This is a genomic window from Streptomyces sp. NPDC057438 (genome assembly GCF_042802995.1).
Classification (GTDB): Bacteria; Actinomycetota; Actinomycetes; order Streptomycetales; family Streptomycetaceae; genus Streptomyces.
In genome coordinates this window covers 32,469-49,117 of sequence record NZ_JBHVDD010000055.1, presented here as the reverse complement: position 1 = coordinate 49,117, position 16,649 = coordinate 32,469, and the positions used below count along the sequence as shown (strand labels likewise).

At 72.5% G+C, this 16,649-nt stretch carries 15 protein-coding genes, 1 tRNA gene, 1 pseudogene and 1 riboswitch; of the genes and pseudogenes, 5 read left to right on the top strand and 12 right to left on the bottom strand.

The genetic code is table 11. From position 1 onward, the window contains the following. Positions 1-97 precede the first annotated feature (97 nt). Positions 98-964, top strand: a complete 867-nt coding sequence (gene trmB / locus ACFU5F_RS26450) for a tRNA (guanosine(46)-N7)-methyltransferase TrmB (RefSeq protein WP_383891987.1) — start codon at positions 98-100, stop codon at positions 962-964. Between the two features lie 98 nt (positions 965-1,062). Further along, on the top strand, positions 1,063-2,430 hold the full coding sequence (locus ACFU5F_RS26445; protein ID WP_383891985.1) for a PrsW family intramembrane metalloprotease: 1,368 nt from the start codon (positions 1,063-1,065) through the stop codon (positions 2,428-2,430). 22 nt (positions 2,431-2,452) lie between these two features. On the opposite strand, the gene ACFU5F_RS26440 is transcribed toward ACFU5F_RS26445, so the two are convergent. The 5 genes from ACFU5F_RS26440 to ACFU5F_RS26420 form a co-directional block, all read right to left on the bottom strand. Next, positions 2,453-3,397 carry an aldo/keto reductase gene (locus ACFU5F_RS26440; RefSeq protein ID WP_383891982.1) on the bottom strand — a complete coding sequence of 315 codons (945 nt, stop codon included), beginning with the start codon at positions 3,395-3,397 and terminating at the stop codon, positions 2,453-2,455. Positions 3,398-3,566: 169 nt separating this feature from the next. Continuing rightward, a complete protein-coding gene (locus ACFU5F_RS26435) occupies positions 3,567-4,628 on the bottom strand; it encodes a M23 family metallopeptidase (protein ID WP_383891979.1) in 1,062 nt (353 codons plus the stop codon). 10 nt (positions 4,629-4,638) lie between these two features. Further along, positions 4,639-4,800, bottom strand: a riboswitch (cyclic di-AMP (ydaO/yuaA leader). A 290-nt stretch (positions 4,801-5,090) separates the two neighbouring features. Further along, positions 5,091-6,203 (bottom strand): PP2C family protein-serine/threonine phosphatase, encoded by a 1,113-nt coding sequence (locus ACFU5F_RS26430; RefSeq protein WP_383891976.1) that lies wholly within the window; start codon positions 6,201-6,203, stop codon positions 5,091-5,093. Between the two features lie 96 nt (positions 6,204-6,299). Beyond that, positions 6,300-6,950, bottom strand: a complete 651-nt coding sequence (ribA, locus tag ACFU5F_RS26425) for a GTP cyclohydrolase II (RefSeq protein WP_383891973.1) — start codon at positions 6,948-6,950, stop codon at positions 6,300-6,302. Positions 6,951-7,124: 174 nt separating this feature from the next. Then, the gene (locus tag ACFU5F_RS26420) at positions 7,125-7,667 is read right to left on the bottom strand and encodes a MarR family winged helix-turn-helix transcriptional regulator (RefSeq protein WP_383891970.1); all 543 of its coding nucleotides are present in this window, start codon (positions 7,665-7,667) and stop codon (positions 7,125-7,127) included. A 49-nt stretch (positions 7,668-7,716) separates the two neighbouring features. On the opposite strand from ACFU5F_RS26420, the gene ACFU5F_RS26415 reads away from it, so the two are divergent. Then, positions 7,717-8,874, top strand: a complete 1,158-nt coding sequence (locus ACFU5F_RS26415; RefSeq protein WP_383891967.1) for a dihydrofolate reductase family protein — start codon at positions 7,717-7,719, stop codon at positions 8,872-8,874. Between the two features lie 104 nt (positions 8,875-8,978). Then, positions 8,979-9,052, top strand: a tRNA-Met gene (locus ACFU5F_RS26410). Between the two features lie 63 nt (positions 9,053-9,115). On the opposite strand, the pseudogene ACFU5F_RS26405 reads toward ACFU5F_RS26410, so the two are convergent. From ACFU5F_RS26405 to ACFU5F_RS26385, 5 genes and pseudogenes are all read right to left on the bottom strand, one after another. Further along, positions 9,116-9,701, bottom strand: a pseudogene (locus ACFU5F_RS26405) (class IV adenylate cyclase). A 136-nt stretch (positions 9,702-9,837) separates the two neighbouring features. Further along, positions 9,838-11,043, bottom strand: coding sequence for an FtsX-like permease family protein (locus ACFU5F_RS26400; protein ID WP_383891964.1), 1,206 nt, complete (start codon positions 11,041-11,043; stop codon positions 9,838-9,840). Beyond that, positions 11,040-11,750 carry an ABC transporter ATP-binding protein gene (locus ACFU5F_RS26395; RefSeq protein WP_383891961.1) on the bottom strand — a complete coding sequence of 237 codons (711 nt, stop codon included), beginning with the start codon at positions 11,748-11,750 and terminating at the stop codon, positions 11,040-11,042. The genes ACFU5F_RS26400 and ACFU5F_RS26395 overlap by 4 nt, the downstream gene beginning before the upstream one ends. A 95-nt stretch (positions 11,751-11,845) precedes the next feature. Further along, positions 11,846-13,471, bottom strand: coding sequence for a hypothetical protein (locus tag ACFU5F_RS26390; RefSeq protein WP_383891958.1), 1,626 nt, complete (start codon positions 13,469-13,471; stop codon positions 11,846-11,848). A gap of 3 nt (positions 13,472-13,474) precedes the next feature. Further along, entirely contained in the window at positions 13,475-13,939 is a 465-nt protein-coding gene (locus ACFU5F_RS26385; RefSeq protein ID WP_383891955.1) for a hypothetical protein, read from the bottom strand. 398 nt (positions 13,940-14,337) lie between these two features. On the opposite strand from ACFU5F_RS26385, the gene ACFU5F_RS26380 reads away from it, so the two are divergent. Then, complete coding sequence (locus ACFU5F_RS26380; protein WP_383891953.1) at positions 14,338-15,705, top strand: chloride channel protein; 1,368 nt, start codon at positions 14,338-14,340, stop codon at positions 15,703-15,705. A 77-nt stretch (positions 15,706-15,782) separates the two neighbouring features. On the opposite strand, the gene ACFU5F_RS26375 is transcribed toward ACFU5F_RS26380, so the two are convergent. Continuing rightward, positions 15,783-16,157 (bottom strand): hypothetical protein, encoded by a 375-nt coding sequence (locus ACFU5F_RS26375; RefSeq protein WP_383891951.1) that lies wholly within the window; start codon positions 16,155-16,157, stop codon positions 15,783-15,785. Beyond that, positions 16,157-16,516: a hypothetical protein gene (locus tag ACFU5F_RS26370; RefSeq protein ID WP_383891948.1), complete on the bottom strand. Its 360-nt coding sequence runs from the start codon at positions 16,514-16,516 to the stop codon at positions 16,157-16,159. The genes ACFU5F_RS26375 and ACFU5F_RS26370 overlap by 1 nt, the downstream gene beginning before the upstream one ends. Positions 16,517-16,649: the final 133 nt, after the last annotated feature.

Sequence of the window (16,649 nt, the reverse complement as noted above, 5' to 3'; positions counted from 1 at the left end):
GGTCGCACGCTTCCGGGCGGTGGCGCCGGGCCGGCGCGGGACCACCGGAGGGTGCCGCGGGGGCGTGGGCCCGGAGGAGACGTAAAATCGGGGCACTGTGTCTGACTCCGCCGATGCCCCCGAGCCCCGCACCCCCGGTGCCTCCCTTCGACCCACCCGGGTCAAGGGTGAGCCGCGTTTTCCCGACGGGCCCAAGCCGGATCCCGCCGGGTCGCACTTCGAGCGGCGGATCAGGAGTTTCCAGCCACGCCGGAGTCGGGTGACGGCCGGGCAGGCGGACGCCCTGCAGCGGCTGTGGCCCAAGTGGGGGCTCGACATCGACGGGCGGGCGCTGGATCTCGTCGAGCTGTTCGGCGACGAGAAGCCGGTCGTGCTGGAGATCGGGTTCGGGATGGGCGAGGCGACCGCGCGGATGGCCGCCGCCGATCCGGACACCAACGTGCTCGCCGTGGACGTGCACACACCGGGCCAGGGAAACCTGCTGAACCTCGCGGACCAGTACGGCCTGACGAACGTCCGGGTCGCGAACGGCGACGCGATCATTCTCCTGCGGGAGATGCTCCCGCCCGCCTCGCTGCACGGGCTCCGGGTGTACTTCCCCGACCCCTGGCCGAAGAAGCGCCACCACAAGCGACGGCTGATCCAGCCGGAGTTCCTCACCCTCGTCGCGTCACGGCTGGCGCCGGGGGCGATCGTGCACTGTGCGACGGACTGGGAGCCGTACGCCGAGCAGATGCTGGACGTGCTGAGCGCGCACCCCGACTTCGAGAACACCCGGGCCGACGGCGGCTTCGCGCCACGTCCCGACTTCCGGCCGCTGACCCGTTTCGAGGGGCAGGGACTGGACAAGGGTCATGTGGTGAACGATCTGCTCTTCCGCCGCGTACAGCAGCGTGAAGACCAGCAGGAGCGACAGCGGACACGGCAGTCCGGACAACCCGAACACCCCCCCACAGGCGTCTGAAGGCCGTCGTTCGGACGGAAGCCGGCGGCGCGCGCGGTCCGGCGGGCCGCCCCCATGCGCCGTCGCGGGCGGGCCCCTCCCTCGTTAGGGTCAATGCAATGGCCACCAGTCCCCCCTACCCGACGCATCCCCCCGGCTCCGCCGACGGGTACGCGTTCAGGCCCACGCGCTGGTGGCAGCGGAAGGGCATCAGATACGGCGCGCTGACCGCGCTGCTCGGCCTCTCCGGCTTCGTCATCCTCGCGCTCGTCCGCGAACAGACCGGCACCGAGGGGTTCCTCGTCGGACTGGGGCTGGCCCTGCTGCCCGTGCCGCTGCTCATGACCGCCTTCCGGTGGCTGGACCGGGTGGAGCCGGGGCCCTGGCGGAACCTGGTGTTCGCGTTCGCCTGGGGAGCCTGTGCGGCGGCGCTGATAGCCATCGTGGCCAACAGCTTCGCGACGCGCTGGATAGCGACGGCCACGGCCGATCCCTCGCACGCCGACACCCTGGGTGCCACGGTCATAGCGCCCGTGGTCGAGGAGACCGCCAAGGCCGCGGCCGTCCTGCTCGTCTTCCTGTTCAGGAGACGGGACTTCACCTCGATCGTGGACGGGGTGGTGATCGCCGGGTTCACCGCGACCGGCTTCGCGTTCACCGAGAACATCCTCTATCTGGGCACCGCCTTCGGGACGGACCAGCTCAGCGGGGGGAGCGGGCTGACGTCGGTCACCGCGGCCACGTTCTTCGTACGGGTGATCATGTCGCCGTTCGCGCATCCGCTGTTCACCGTGCTGACGGGGATCGGCTTCGGGGTGGCGGCGGTCGCCGCGGACTGGCAGCGGGGGCGGCGCGTCCTCGTCCCGCTGAGCGGCCTGTTGCTCGCCATGGCGATGCACTCGGTGTGGAACGGGTCGGCGACGTTCGGGGAGTACGGGTTCTTCGCGGTCTACGCGGGGTTCATGGTGCCGGCGTTCGGACTGCTGACCTGGTGGGTGATCTGGGCCCGGCAGCGGGAGTTGCGGACCGTGCGGGAGGCGCTGCCTGCGTACGCGGCCGCGGGATGGCTGACACCGGCCGAGCCGTACGTGCTGGGGTCGATGCGGGCCCGGCGGGTGGCGCGGGAGTACGCGGCGCACCACTTCGGGAAGGCCGGGGCCCGGTCGGTCGCGGAGTACGAGGCGTACGCGACGCGGCTGGCGTTCCTCCGGCACCGGGGGCTGCGGGGGCGGGCCGGGAGTGACTTCGCCCTGCGCGAGCGGGAACTGTTGTTCGAGCTGTGGCGACGGCGGGAGGTGGCCCGCCCGGCGATGGGGTACGCCGGACGGGACGCCGTGCCCGGGCCCGGGCACGGCCATGGATACGGCTACGGATACGGATACGGGTACGGGGCGCACGCCGGATACGGCGGGTACGGGCCCGCCCACCCCCAGCCGGCTGCCTACGGGGTGGCCGCGTACCCCTCGTACAACCCGTACCGGTCCTAGCGCCCGTCGCCCGGGCCGCGGGCTAGGCCGAGGCCTCGGTCAGGCGGCGCAGTTCCTCGGGGGTGAGGGTGAGGTCGGCGACGGCCAGGAGGTCCGGGAGCTGGTCCAGGTTCCGCGCGGACGCGATCGGCGCGGCGACCGTCGGCTGGGCGGCGAGCCAGGCGAGGGCGACAGTGGCGTGGGCGGCTCCGCGGGACTCCGCGATCTCGTCGAGGGCGGCGAGGACCCGGGTGCCGGCCGGGGTTTCCAGGTAGGCGCCGGCGCCGGCCGCCCGGGGGCTGTCGACGGTCGTGCCGGGGCGGTACTTGCCCGTGAGGAAGCCCTTGGCGAGGGCGAAGTACGGGACGGCGGAGAGCCCGGCGTCGGCGGCGACGCTCTGGAGCGGGCCCTCGTAGGTGTCCCGCGAGACCAGGTTGTAGTGGGGCTGGAGGGCCACGTAGCGGGCCAGGCCCTCGGCGTCCGCGAAGTCCAGGGACTCCTTCAGCCGCTCGGGGGTGATGTTGGACGCGGCTGTCGCGCGGACCTTGCCGGCCTTCACCAGGTCGTCCAGGGCGGTGATGATCTCCTCCACGGGCACCTCGGGCTTGTCGAAGTGCGTGTAGTAGAGGTCGATGTGGTCCGTACCGAGCCGGGCGAGGGAGGCGTCGGCCGCGGCCTTGATGTTGGCCGCCGTCAGGCCCTGGTACTCGGGGTGCTGGCTCACCTTGGTCGCGACGACCACGTCGTCCCGGTTGCCCCGCGACCTGATCCACCTGCCGATGATCCTCTCGGACTCGCCGCCCGTGTTGCCCTCCACCCAGGCCGAGTAGGAGTCGGCGGTGTCGACGAAGTTGCCCCCGGCGGCCGCGTAGGCGTCGAGGACGGCGAAGGACTGTGCCTCGTCGGCCGTCCACCCGAAGACGTTGCCGCCGAGGGAGAGGGGGAAGACCTCGATGTCGGACGTGCCCAGCTTGCGAAGAGAAGTCATGTCCAACGTCAACCGACGCGGCGGACGCCCGCATTCCGGCCCGACGTGAACGTCGTATGAACCCACGCGAGCGTCGTGTCGGCAGCCGTGCCGCCACCCCGGGGAAAACGGACGCCGCGCGGTCCTCACGGACCCGCGCGGCGTCGCTGCTTCCTTCTCACGGCCGGTTCTACGGGGTCAGGCCCTTGCTGCGCAGCCACGCCGCCGGGTCGATGCCGCTGGCGGAGCCGCCCGGGTGGACCTCCATGTGGAGGTGGGCGCCGGTCACGTTGCCGGTGGCGCCCACGCGGCCGATGACGTCACCGGTGGCGACCTTCTGGCCGACGCTGACGCCGATGGAGGACTGGTGGGCGTACCAGATCTCGGTGCCGTCATCGAGGGTGAGGACGGTCTTGTAGCCGTACGAGCCCTCGTAGCCGGCCTGCGTGATGGTGCCGCCGTGGACGGCCTTGATCAGGGTGCCGGTCGGGGCGGCGAAGTCGAGGCCGGTGTGGTAGCCGGAGGACCAGTAGGGGCCGGCCTGGCCGAAGGTGGAGGTGAGGGTGTACGAGGAGGTGGGCAGCGTGAACTGCTTGGCGAGGGAGGCGAGACGCTCGGCCTCCTTCTTCGCCGCGGCCTCCTCCGCCGCCTTCTTCTTGGCGGCGGCCTCCTTGGCCTCGGCTTCCTTCTTCTCCTTGGCGGCCAGTTCGGCGGCCTTGTCCGCGGCAGCGGTCTGGGCGGCCTCGGCGGCGGCCTTGTCGAAGGCGTCCTGCTGGGACTCGGCCTGGGCCATGATGCGGGCGCGCAGCGCCTCACCGGCGTCCGCGGCGCCCTGCTGGGTCTCGGCGGCGCTCAGGCCGGCGCTGCTGAGCGGCGTCCTGGAAGCCTCGGGCTCCGGCTCCTCGGCCTCGTCCTCGAAGACCGAGCCGACGTTCGGCATGTCGGGCATCGAGATGGACACCGGGGCCTTGCCGGACTGCGCGCTGGCCATGCCGGCGCCGCTGACGGCGGCTATGACACCGACGCCGAGAACCGTGGAGCTGCGGCCGAGGCCGCCACGAGCGAGTACGCCGGTCTTCTTGGCGACGCGGTGCCGACCGCGAGCGGGGCGGAGGGAGTCCTCGCTGGGATTCCACTCCTGCCAGGGGCCCTCGTTGTCGCTGTTGTAGCTGCCGTAGCCGAACGTCCGGCTCTCGCCTTCGCGTTGGCTCGGCACGAACGGGGCTTCGGTCGCGGACCGGTTCGACGCCACGTGGGCGTACTCCTTCCTTCCTCCTCGCCTACCGGGTTAGCTGACGGGTTCGGAGCAGGAAGGTCTCCTACGCGCGTAAACCGGTCGTGCGGACTGCCACGACGGTCTCCGTGCGATTCACCCCAGGGTGGTGGTTCCCCGGTTCCCTTGCGGGATTCGGCGCGTGAGCACGGAGCCGTCTCTTGTGACGGCTGGGACGACCGCGCTGCGTTATCGAACGTTAATAGACGCGAGTACTCCAATCCAAGCTGTTCTGAATGATCGTTCCGACCCCCCTGCTGGACTTTACGGGTCATGAGGGGTTTAAAACGGGCGAGTTGACTTGCCTCAGGAGTAACAAAAGTTCTGACGGGACATCAGCATCTCTACGGAGAAACGTCGCACAGTCACGCTGGGTGGCAGAGAGGCCCCCGCGGACCCTCGCAGCCCATGCACCCGCACCGCACCCGCATCCGCCCGATGTCACGGGCGGCGGACCGCCAGCAGGGCCATGTCGTCCGTCGTGCTGTCCCCCGTGTGCCGGCGCACCTCGTCCGCGAGGGTCGTCACCAGGGCGCGTGGAGCGGAGAAGACCCGTCCGGACAGGCGCTCGACCGGGTCGTAGAAGACACCGCACGCGTCCCGCGCCTCCGACAGCCCGTCGGTGTGGAAGAGAAGGGTGGCACCCGGCGGAAACCCGGTCTCCTCCGCGCGGTCGGGCCAGGCGCCCAGGTCCTCCATGCCCAGCGGGAGGGCCGGCCGCGACGTGTCCAGCGTGCACAGGGTGCCATCGGCGAGCAGCAGCAGCGGGGAGGGGTGGCCCCGGTTGACGATCCGGGCGCGCCCGGCGCCGTGCGGGAACTCCGCCAGCACGGCCGTCACGAACCCCTCGTACTCCACCGCCGCGTCCCGCAGCGCCGCCTCCCGCCGGGTCGTCTCCCGGGCCAGCGCCCGTTCCAGCCGCTGGGCGACCGCCTCCAGCGTCGACTCCTGCTCGGCCGCCTCCCGGAACGCGCCGATCAGCACCGCCACCGCCGACACCGCGCCCAGCCCCTTGCCGCGCACATCGCCCACGATCAGCCGTACGCCGTGGGGCGAGTCCTGCACCGCGTACAGATCGCCCCCGATCGACGCGCCCGCCTGCGCGGCCTCGTACCGCGCGGCGATCTCCAGCCCGCCGATCCGCTCCTGCGGCACCGGCAGGACGGCTCGCTGCGCCGCCTCGGCGATCTCCCGGGCGGTGGCGAGCCGGGCGTCGCTGCGGCGGACGAGACGGTTGATCAGCACGGCGAGTACGGCGACGGTGATCACCGTGGCGATCTCGGTGATCGCGTCCACCTGACTCGTGTCGCCGTAGTAGCCGCGCACGGCGCTGACCCCGGAGACCGAGACGATTCCGGTGATCACCGTGCCGTGCAGCGAGAACAGCGGGGCGGCCACCAGGGGCGCGGCGGTGAAGAAGGGGATCGCCGTGAACTCACGCGGGGTGAAGTGGTCGTAGAAGAGGCCGACGGTGATCAGCAGGGCCGGGACGGCACGAGTGAGCGTACGGACGTACGAGAACCGTCGTCCGACCGGCTCCCTCACACCCGCCACCCGTTCTCTGTACCCACGGACTCAGGGTTTCCGGGGGCGGGACGCGGGGCCAGTCGGCGGGGCCGAGTGGGCTAGGGCCAGGGAATCCAGCCGGGCTCAGCCCGCCGTCAGTCCCGTCAGTCCCGTCAGCTCGGGCAGGGGGAGCGTGTGCTGGGTCTGGAGGACCTTCGCGCGGAGGTAGCGGACGTTGTGGGCGGTGGTGAAGACGCCGGTGGGGACGCGGTGGCGGACGCCCACGCCGAGGTCGCGGAGCTGCCGCGCCTTGTCGGGGTTGTTCGAGAGCAGGTCCAGCGCGTCGACACCGAGGGCACCCAGCATCTGGGCCGCCGCGGTGTAGTCACGGGCGTCCTCCGGCAGGCCGAGTGCCGCGTTCGCCTCGTACGTGTCGAGCCCCTGGTCCTGGAGGGCGTACGCGTCGAGCTTGTTGTAGAGGCCGATGCCCCGGCCCTCCTGGCGGAGGTAGAGGAGGACGCCACCGCGCTCGGCGATCCGCTCCACCGCCTCGCGCAGCTGCGGACCGCAGTCGCAGCGGGCCGAACCGAAGACGTCGCCGGTCAGGCACTCCGAGTGCAGTCGGACCAGGGGGTCCGTGCCGGGGGCGGGGTCGCCGAGGACGAGCGCCAGGTGCTCCTGGCCGTCGACGAGGCCGTGAAAGGTGACCAGTTCGGCGTCGACGGCGTAGCCGTCCTGGAAACGCAGCGGCACCCGGACGCGGGCACGCGGGGTGGCAGCGGGAATGTCGGGCATGCGGGTTCTCCGGTCCTGGTGCGGGGTGTCGCTGTGCTTCAGTTTTGAAGCACAGCACTCGGAGCGACCCTAACCCCTGCTTCAAATTTCAAGCAACTGGTTTGGGGATACGTCACATTCCCGTCACGCAGGACGGCCGTGCGCCTGTCACGACTCAGGACGGCCGTGCGCCCGTCACGTCCGGTCCGGCTCGTCCTGCTGGCTCGACGAGCATGCGCGGCGGCGCCACGGGAGGTCGTCCGAGGCGGGGGCCGTCCGGGGGTTCCCGCCCTGGATCGCCGCCGCGATGGCCGTGCAGATCTCCTCGAACTGGCCGATCTGCTCGGGACCGAGATGGTCGAAGACGGCCCTGCGCACCGTCTCGACATGCCCCGGCGCGGTGCGCTCCAGCAGGGTCATGCCCTCGTCGGTGAGGACGGCGACGCTGCCGCGCCTGTCCCACTGACAGTCCTCGCGCCGCACCAGGCCGTCCTTCTCCAGCCTGGTCACGACATACGTCAGCCGGCTGCGCGTGATCTTGAGCCGCTCGGCCAGCTCGGTCATCCGCATCCGGCGCTCCGGCGCCTCGGAGAGGGCGGACAGCATGGAGTAGTAGAGGTGCGGCAGGCCGGCCTCCTGCTGGAGCTGGCGGTCGAGCGCGTCCTCCAGGAGGGAACTCGCGGCCACGTAGGCGCGCCAGGCACGCTGTTCGTCGGGGGTGAGCCAGCGGGTCGTCATACGTACAGTGTAGTTATTGTTTAAAACTTGAACCAAGGGAGCGCCGTCCATGCCCCAGCCCTACGTCCTGTTGTCCGCCGCCGTCTCCCTCGACGGCTTCCTGGACGACACCGGACCCGAGCGGCTGCTGCTGTCGAGCCCGGCCGACTTCGACCGGGTCGACGAGGTGCGCGCGTCCGTCGACGCCATCCTGATCGGCGCCGGCACCCTGCGCACCGACAACCCCCGCCTGCTGGTCAACTCCCCCGAGCGCCGCGCGGCCCGCGTCGCCGCCGGGCTCCCCGAGTACCCGCTCAAGGTCACGGTCAGCGCTTCCGGTGATCTCGACCCGGCCGCGCGGTTCTGGCACACCGGCGGCCAGAAGGTCGTGTACACGACGGACAAGGGCGCCGAGCGGCTGCGCGGGCTGGACCTGCCGACGGGACCGGACGGTGTGGCCGTGGTGCCCGTCGGCCCCGAGCTGGAGTGGACGGCCGTCCTCGACCACCTCGCGGACGTACGCGACGTCAGGCGCCTCATGGTGGAGGGCGGCGGGCTCGTGCACACCCAGCTGCTCCGGCAGGGGCTCGCGGACGAGGTGCAGCTGGCCGTGGCACCGGTGTTCGTGGGCGAGGCGGACGCGCCGCGACTCTTCGGGACGGGCGCGTACCCCGGGGGGCCGAGGAGCCGGCTCCGGCTGCTGGAGACCCGGCCGGTCGGCGACATCGTCCTCATCCGGTACGCCCCCACCGTCCCCGGCGCCGGACGGGCCGTCTCCCCCGCCGACCGCCACTGGCTGGACCTGGCCTGCGAACTGGCCGCCGCGTGCCCGCCCTCGCGGACCGCGTTCAGTGTGGGGGCCGTCGTGGTCGCCGAGGACGGTACGGAGCTGGCCCGCGGCCACTCCCGCGAGGGCGGCGACCCCGTGGTCCACGCGGAGGAGGCCGCCCTCGCCAAGATCGACCCGGCCGACCCGCGCCTCGCCTCCGCCACGGTCTACAGCAGCCTGGAACCGTGCGCCCGCCGCGCCTCCCGCCCCGCGCCCTGCGCCCGGCTGGTCCTCGACGCGGGCATCCGGCGGGTCGTCACGGCCTGGCGGGAGCCGGACACGTTCGTCGAGGACGCGGCAGCCGGGAACGCGGTGCTGGCGGCGGAGGGGGCGGTGGTCGTCCTGCTCGCGGACTTCGAGGCGCGGGCACAGGCACCCAACAACCACCTGGCCGGCTGAGACCGACCGAACGCCCCCCTCCCAGCCCTCTCGGCGCCTTCGCCCTCCCCCGAATCAACCCGTGTGCTCGCGGTCCCGCAGATGGCGTACACTGGTTTCAACGACGCGGGGTGGAGCAGCTCGGTAGCTCGCTGGGCTCATAACCCAGAGGTCGCAGGTTCAAATCCTGTCCCCGCTACTGAAAACCTGGGGCCGGAATCCGATCAAGGATTCCGGCCCCAGGTGTTTGTGCGGCACCCACTCACCCGCTCGCCCGGGGCCGAGCACCACGGACCGCCGCCACCGCGTCCGTGTACGGCTCGCGAGTGAGGTCCTCCGGCGCGATGCCCAGATCGCGGAGCACCGCGCGGATGTCGTCGAGGGCCCCGGCGACCTCGTCCTCCCCCTGCACCAGGCTCTCGACCTCCAGGAACGTGCCGTCCAGCTCGGGGACCCGTACCAGCGTGGCGAGCATCCGCCGGCCGTACGCCTCGAAGGAGTGGCTGCGGCAGCGCTTCTCGAACACGATCGCCGGCACATAGCCGAGGTGCCGCAGGATGGCGTGCGCGACCTGTGAGTCCCCGACCCGCGTCTCGTACAACGGGTTTCGAACCGGACGCCTCGTCCACGGCCGCCGCCTTGAAGGTGAGGAGGGTCCGCCGGTCCCCCGTGCCGTGGTCGGCCAGGAACCGCAGCCGCAGTTCCTCGTCCCGGGCGCGCAGGCTGCCGTCGGGCAGGTCGTAGTACGTGTCCTGGTACGTCTCGGACCTGCCCTCACCCCACTCGTCGAGCATCCGTGCGACCGCCTCCGGCGCGCGGACCCGGGCCTTCAACTCCGCCTCGATCACGAGCCGTTCCTCTCCTCGCCCACCGCACTCCCCTCGGCCCCCGTGGTCCCACTGTCCCCCGCCGGCTGTCTCCCGGGGAGGGACCGTCGTGTGGACATGGGTGGAAGGAAGGGAGGAGGAGCGGCTACCCGCGCCCTCAGCCGTGGGCCCGCGCCGTGAGGTAGGGGTCGCGGCGCAGGACGTCGCGGCTGCCGAGGAGGGTGCCGGCGGCCAGGCCCACGGCGGGAAGCACCAGCGCGGCGGCGGCCCAGGCCGGTCCGGGCAGGGCGTCCGCGCGGGAGATGGGCAGGCCGAGGAGGTCGCTGAGCGGGCCGGCCAGAGCCACGGACACACCCGTACCGACGAGGACGCCCACCCCACCGGCCGCCCCACCCGTGAGGACGGCCTCGCCGAGCAGGATCCTGCGGAGCTCCGAGCGCCCCGACCCGAGAATCCGCAGGACGGCGAACTGCCCGAGCCGGGCCCGTGCACTGTCCCCCGCGCGTACCGCCCCGAGCCCGACGGCACCGACCGCCAGCACCAGCACCCCGGCCCGCATCGCGAGATCGGCCACCCCGAACAGACCGGGCAGGTCACGCACTCGGTCGGACACGGGTGACGCCGAGAACCCGTCCGCCTGGAGGGACTTGGTCACGGCAGCCACCTGCCTCTGATGCCCGACCCGTACGACGGCGGACTGCGCCCCCTCCTTCGCACGGAAGGTCTCCGGCGTCTGTCCGGCGCGCGCCGCGGCCAGCAGCGCGGCCGTGTGCTGCGCGAGGTAGGCGACATCGGGACCGTCGGCCTGCCAGGCGGGGTCGTAGAGGGCCGTGACCCGCAGCCTGATGACCTCGGTCGTACCGGACGCCGCACCCGTCGCCCGGGTGTACCCGAACGCGACGGTACGGCCGAGGAGCGGCGCGAAGTCGGTCCCCTGCGCGCGGGCCGGCAGAGCGACCTCGTCCCGCCCGAGCCCACCGGAGGCCGCCGGGTTCCGCCCCTGCACGACGGGCAGGTCGTCCCCCGGCGTCAGGGTGTGACCGGCCAGGTCGTACGTCCCCTCCTCCGCGGCGTACAGCACGGACGGGTAGTCGGCGACGACCTGCCGTACGCCCGGCACGGACGCGGCGTCCCGCAGAGCCGAGGTGGTGAGCGGGCGGACCGAGGTGTCGCCCTCGAACGAGGACAGTTCGATCTGGGTGAGCCCGCCCGAGCCGAGCACGTCCCGCTCGACGGCTTCGGCGGCGCCGGCGGCCACCCCCGCGGACGTGGTCAGCAGCGCGGCCAGCACGGTGAGTGCCGGCAGCGCCCTGCGCAGCGAACGAGCTTCCCGCGTCCAGGTGTACAGACTCCAGCGGCTCATCCGAGGCTCCCCTCCCGGGCGTCCCGCAGGCCGGCGGCCGACAGCACTCCCCCGTCGAGCACATGCCGCCGGTCGCAGCTCCCGGCGACCGCCGCGTCGTGCGTGACGAGCAGGACGGCCGCGCCCCTCTCCGCACACGAACGCAGCGCGGCCATCACCGAGTCCGCGGTCCTCGGGTCGAGACCCGAGGTCGGCTCGTCGGCCAGGACGAGCGCCGGCCGCTTCACGGCCGCCCGCGCGACGGCGATGCGCTGCCGCTGCCCGCCGGAGAGTTCGGTGACCCGAGAGTCGGCCAGATCCGCCATGTCCAGATCGCCGAGGAGCGCCCGGGCCTGCGTACGGTGCCGGGCGAGCCGGGGGCCGAGGGCGGCGGCCACGTTCTCCCAGGCGTTCAGGAACGGCAGCAGTCCCAGATCCTGCAGGACGATGCCGATCGACCGCCGCCGCAGCAGATCCCGGCCGGCCGTGGACAGGGCCCCGGTGTCCGTCCCGGTGATGTGCAGCGAGCCCGCGGCCGGCGAAAGGATCAGCCCGAGGAGGGCGAGCAGCGTGCTCTTGCCCGAACCGGACGGGCCCTCGACGGCGGCCATCGTGCCCGCGCCGAGCGTGAGATCCGCACGGGTCAGACCACCGCCGGACGCGTAGCCGAAGGCCAGGCCCTCGGCCACGACGGCGGGCGGGGCGGCGGGCGGGGCGGCGGTGTTCATGGGGGGGTGTCCTTCCGGGGTGGGGAGACGGACGAAACCGGATGGGCGCGCGGCCGGGCGAGAGGGCGAGTTCCTCCGGCTCGCCGCCGAGAAGGTCACGCGAGGAGGTAGTACGCCGCTCTGGTGGCGTCCGCAGAGGCCGCGCCACCCGGCGAGGGGGCGTACAGGTCGGGGAATCCGGTGTCGCTGTAGCGCCGGAGAAGCCGGGGCAGGTCGTCCCAGAGGCTCTGCGGGATGCTCTGATCGGAGGCGAGCGCCGCCTGGACCGCGTCCGAGGCGGTCACCAGGTCCCCCGCGCGCAGCGCCCCGCGGGCCTGCTCCGTGAGGTCGGTGCCCTCGGTGAGCCGCGCCGCCTGGGCCGTGCATCCGGCGTCCGCGAGCACGACCACGACGCGCAGCGAACGGGCGGACAGTTCCCCGTCTCTCCCACCGTCCGGCGCCTCCACGGCCGTACGCCCGCAGCCCAGCCCGAATTCCGCGCGTGCCGCCATGACGCCGTACCACCGGCGCTCGTTCTCCCGCGTCAGACGCCCCGGCACCGTCAGCCGAGCCGCCTCCGCCGCCCCCTTGGCGGCCTGTGGTCCACAGGTCAGGGCCAGCCGGTGGCATGTCATGGCGAGCAGCAGCCGATCGGACGGTTCGAGGCCGGCGTCCGCGCCCATCCGCTTCAGCCGCCGCTCGAGCCAGTACGGCGTGCGCTCCTGCTGAGCGCCGGCCGTCAGAGCCCGCGCGGCGTCGTAGGTGGCGGTCAGCGTGCCCAGTTGGGCCGGCGTCTTCGCGACGAGGCCGTCGGGCCGGACGTGACCCACCGGCTCGGGGAGCGAGCCGGCTGCGTGGCCGGTCCCGTCGCCGCCGACCATGAGGGCGCGCCGGACCAGCCAGCGGGTCTGGGTGTCGGCATCCGACAGCACCGGCACCAGGCAGTCGTGCGTCCGCCGGGTCAGCCGGTCGAGCAGCAGGGTCAGGGCGGCCCGCTGGATGGGGTCGAGGGCGGCGCACCCCGCGGCCAGCCGGGCGTCGGCACCCCGCACCGCACGCGTCGCGCGGGCCCGTACGCCGACCGCGCGCAGGGCCTCCGTCGCGTAGAGCGCCGGTACGGCCTGCTCGGCACGGGAGGTGTCCGCGGCGAGGGTCTCCAGCCGGGCCCGGGGCACCTCGCCGTCCCGCCCCAGGCAGGTCAGGGTCTGGAGGAAGGCGGCCCGCGTGGCGAGCGAGGTGAGGGCGTCGTCCCCGGCGTCCGGCGCGGTCAGGTACCCGAGCGCCTCGCGCCCGGCCCGTTCCCGCAGCCCCGCCCGCCCGAGAACGGCGGCGGCCTCACGGCTCCCGTCCGCGCCCTTCCCCGTGAGGGCGAGGCACACGTAGTGGGCCCGCCATGCCGGGGTGTCGAGGACGTCGGTACGGGCGAGTTCGGCGAGACGGTCGGTCCGAACCGCAGGCACGCCCGTATCGCCTCCGCCCCGGGGCCCCGCCGCGAGGGACGCCTCCAGACGCCCGTACGCGGTCGGGTACAGCGCGGGATCGCGCCCGACATCGGCGCGGGTGGCGCGTACGAGATCGTTCGCGCCGCGCAGGGCGTCGAGTTGTGCGGCCAGGTCGGCACCGGGTGGCACGGGCCGTTCCACCGGCCCGCCGCCGAACACCGCGGCCCCGAGAGCCGCCGTGGCGGCGACCGCACCCACCGACAGGAGCACCCGGCGCCGACGGTCCACGTGCTCCCTCACCGCTCAGTCGTTGGCACAGGCCGAAGCGAACGCTTTGACACCGGACTTGAAAGCACCGCCGTCGGAGCAGGTGGTGATGCTCGTGTTGAGCGAGCCTCCCGGGTCGGCGATACCGCTGATGTCGGCGATCCACGTGTTCTGGTTCGTCCAGCTGACCTGCCGGGTGCTCTCGCTCACCGGCGTACCGCTCGGGCTCAGCGCGAGGGTCGCCTGCCAGCCGTTGGCCTTCACCGTCGCCGTGTTGCTGATCCTGCTGACCGGGTACCTCGCCCCGCCCCTCATGGTCTTCGTCGACGTCTTGAAGGAGCACTTGTCGGCGTAGGCGTTGCACTGCCACGCGCTGACCTCGACCCGCGCGCCCGTGCCGGGCAACGGCGTCGACCCGGCGTCCGAGATGGCCGCGGTCGGCACGGCGGACCCCACCACCAGCATCCCGACGAGCCCCGACGTCAGCAGGATCCTCTTCATCCGCCCCTCCCCGTGTTCACGGCACGTGCAGACAGACATGCCGCCCAACCAGGCGACGAACTGCATATGTTGCGCAAATACCGAGAAGTGACCAAAAAGCGACGCATGTATGTGTCCTTCACTCTGACCCACTCTCGGAACAAACCAGAAGAAACCATCCGGCGGCAGGGCGCCCCGGTCACAAGTCGTCCGCGGACCGAAGGACGAGTGACCGGTTTCAGCCATCCGGCAGTCGGCATCGTTCACACCTGAGCGTGACAGCGGACGTCATGCGGCAGCGGTCCTCCCTACTCCCCTCTGTCACACGCACAGCCCCGGCCGGCGAGCCGCCCCCCGCCCGGCGTGCCAGGCTCGGGAGCGCGCGGAACGAGGTCCGCACCCGCGAGGAGGCTGTGCGCATGCCGGTCGGTACGGACGGGTCCGGGGGCTCCCCGCCTCCGGACCCGAGGACGCTTCTGCGGAGCCGCGCCTACCTCGTGCTCCTGTTGATCGCCGCCCTGATCGGCCTGCCGGTGTCCGCGGCGGCCTTCGGGTTCCTCGCGCTGGTCGGGGAGGTCCAGCCGCTGATCTACTCGGATCTGCCCAAGTCCTTGGGTTTCGGCGGAACTCCGTCCTGGTGGCCGCTGCCCCTGCTCGCCGTCGGGGGACTGCTGGTAGGTCTGACGGTCCGATACCTGCCGGGGCACGGCGGTCATGAACCGAGCGCCGGGTTCCAGCCCGGCGGTGTGCCCACGCCCGTCGAACTCCCCGGCATCTTCCTCGCCGCCTTGGCGACGCTCTGCTTCGCCGCCGTCCTCGGCCCCGAGGCACCCCTCCTGGCACTCGGCAGCGGCCTCGCCGCCGGTGCCGTGCGGTTGGTCAGACGCGATCCGCCGGAGCAGATGAGCGCGGTGCTGGGCGCGACGGGAAGTTTCGCGGCCGTCAGCTCCCTGCTGGGATCGCCTCTGCTGGGGGCGTTCCTCCTGATGGAGGCCTCCGGGCTGGGCGGGGTGATGATGACGGCGGTGCTGGTACCCGGGCTGCTGGCCTCGGGCATCGGTGCGCTCGTCTTCGTCGGGCTCGGCTCCTGGACCGGGCTGGGCACGTACTCCCTGGTCCTGCGCGACGTACCCGAGGCCGTGCGCCCGACAGCGGCGGAGTTCGGCTGGGCTCTGCTCATCGGACTGTCGGCCGCGCTCGTGGCCGCGGGCATCCGATGGCTCGCCGTCCGGCTCAGGACACGCGTCGAGCGGCGCCGAGTGGCGGCCACGATCGTCATCGGCCTGGTCGTGGCGGGACTGGCGATCGGCTACGCGGAGGCCACGGACAAACCGGCGACCGACGTGCTCTATTCGGGGCAGACGGCACTGGACCCCTTCCTCACGCACAGTGCCACGTACTCGGTGGGCGCGCTGGCGCTGCTGGTGCTGTGCAAGGGACTCGCCTACTGCGTGTCACTCAGCGCCTTCCGGGGAGGCCCGATCTTTCCCGCGATGTTCGTGGGAGCCGCGGGCGGCATCCTCTGCTCCCACCTACCGGGGTTGAGCCTGGTCGCGGGGTTCGCGATGGGTATCGGGGCGATGAGCGCCGCGATGCTGCGCCTCCCCCTGGTCTCCGTCCTGCTGGCCACGCTGCTGATCGGGCTCGAGGGGGTCACCGTCATGCCGCTGGTGATCGTCGCGGTCGTCGTCTCGTACGTGGCTACGGCGAGGTTGACGCCGGAGCCCGTGTCGAAGGCGGGGCATCGGCGAGCGCCGGGGGCGGGGGCGGGGCGACCGCAGGTGTGAGCGGTTCGCCTCGCCTGCCGTCCGGTCGGCGCGGTACCCGCCGGCCGGACGGGAGGCGAAGCGCCCGCGGGCTGCGCCTACATCCCGCGTGCGGTCTCCGCAGCCTCTTCGAGGTCGTCGGTGGCCTCGGTGTCCGGCACCGGCAGGCGCGAACCCCTGGACTCGGCGACACGCAAGGCGTCCGTCAGGCACTCGGCGAGACGGATGCCCGCGTAGCGGACCTCGGTGTACGGCGAGGCCGGGTCCTCCAGCACCGGACGCGCGAGGTCGAGTACGTCGGTGCCGGTGGCGAGTTGGGTGGCCTCCAGTTCGTCGGCGAGACGGGAGAGGCGGCCGCCGTGACGGTCGGTCACCAGGTAACAGGGCTTTCCCTCGGGCGACGGCCAGGGCAGGAGCCGGAGTTCGGACGCGGGCGTGTGGGCGGGTACGGGTGTGCCGTTGACGTGTTCCATCAGGCGGCTGCCTTCCGCAGTCCGACCAGGTGCTGATCGAGGTCGACCCCGAAGTCGGCGGCAAGGACGAGCGCGAGACGGCGGTACTGCCGGAGGGCTGCGTCTTCCTCATGCGCGGCGAGGTAGGGGCGGACCAGGGCGGAGGTGGAGCCGTCGATGGGGGTGTGCAGGCCGTAGGGGGAACGGTGACGGGGAAGTCCGGAGGACGCGGGAGCGGGAGCGGGGGTGTGGGGGTGCTGCCGTACGGCGGTGACATGCAGGCAGAGGTAGGGACGGTGGCGGGTCAGTCGCCGTTTGCCGGTGCCGGGGGAGAACAGGAGGCGCAGCCATCGGAGGGCACGGGGGATAAGGTCGGTCATGTCGACGCTCCTAGTAGGCGTTGGCCATGCCCCGGGAGGTCTCCACACCTCGCCGGGGTCTGCTGATTTCGACCATACCGGTAACCGCGTCCCCCTGCATCCCTCTGATTACTTCCGCGTCCCTCTGCGTCGG

Excerpts from the sequence above, each read along its gene's own strand:
- ACFU5F_RS26445 (WP_383891985.1), top strand. The coding sequence starts at position 1,063 with ATGGCCACCAGTCCCCCCTACCCGACGCATCCCCCCGGCTCCGCCGAC.
- ACFU5F_RS26440 (WP_383891982.1), bottom strand. The coding sequence starts at position 3,397 with ATGACTTCTCTTCGCAAGCTGGGCACGTCCGACATCGAGGTCTTCCCC.
- ribA (WP_383891973.1), bottom strand. The coding sequence starts at position 6,950 with ATGCCCGACATTCCCGCTGCCACCCCGCGTGCCCGCGTCCGGGTGCCG.
- ACFU5F_RS26420 (WP_383891970.1), bottom strand. The coding sequence starts at position 7,667 with ATGACGACCCGCTGGCTCACCCCCGACGAACAGCGTGCCTGGCGCGCC.
- ACFU5F_RS26415 (WP_383891967.1), top strand. The coding sequence starts at position 7,717 with ATGCCCCAGCCCTACGTCCTGTTGTCCGCCGCCGTCTCCCTCGACGGC.
- ACFU5F_RS26400 (WP_383891964.1), bottom strand. The coding sequence starts at position 11,043 with ATGAGCCGCTGGAGTCTGTACACCTGGACGCGGGAAGCTCGTTCGCTG.
- ACFU5F_RS26395 (WP_383891961.1), bottom strand. The coding sequence starts at position 11,750 with ATGAACACCGCCGCCCCGCCCGCCGCCCCGCCCGCCGTCGTGGCCGAG.
- ACFU5F_RS26385 (WP_383891955.1), bottom strand. The coding sequence starts at position 13,939 with ATGAAGAGGATCCTGCTGACGTCGGGGCTCGTCGGGATGCTGGTGGTG.
- ACFU5F_RS26380 (WP_383891953.1), top strand. The coding sequence starts at position 14,338 with ATGCCGGTCGGTACGGACGGGTCCGGGGGCTCCCCGCCTCCGGACCCG.
- ACFU5F_RS26375 (WP_383891951.1), bottom strand. The coding sequence starts at position 16,157 with ATGGAACACGTCAACGGCACACCCGTACCCGCCCACACGCCCGCGTCC.
- ACFU5F_RS26370 (WP_383891948.1), bottom strand. The coding sequence starts at position 16,516 with ATGACCGACCTTATCCCCCGTGCCCTCCGATGGCTGCGCCTCCTGTTC.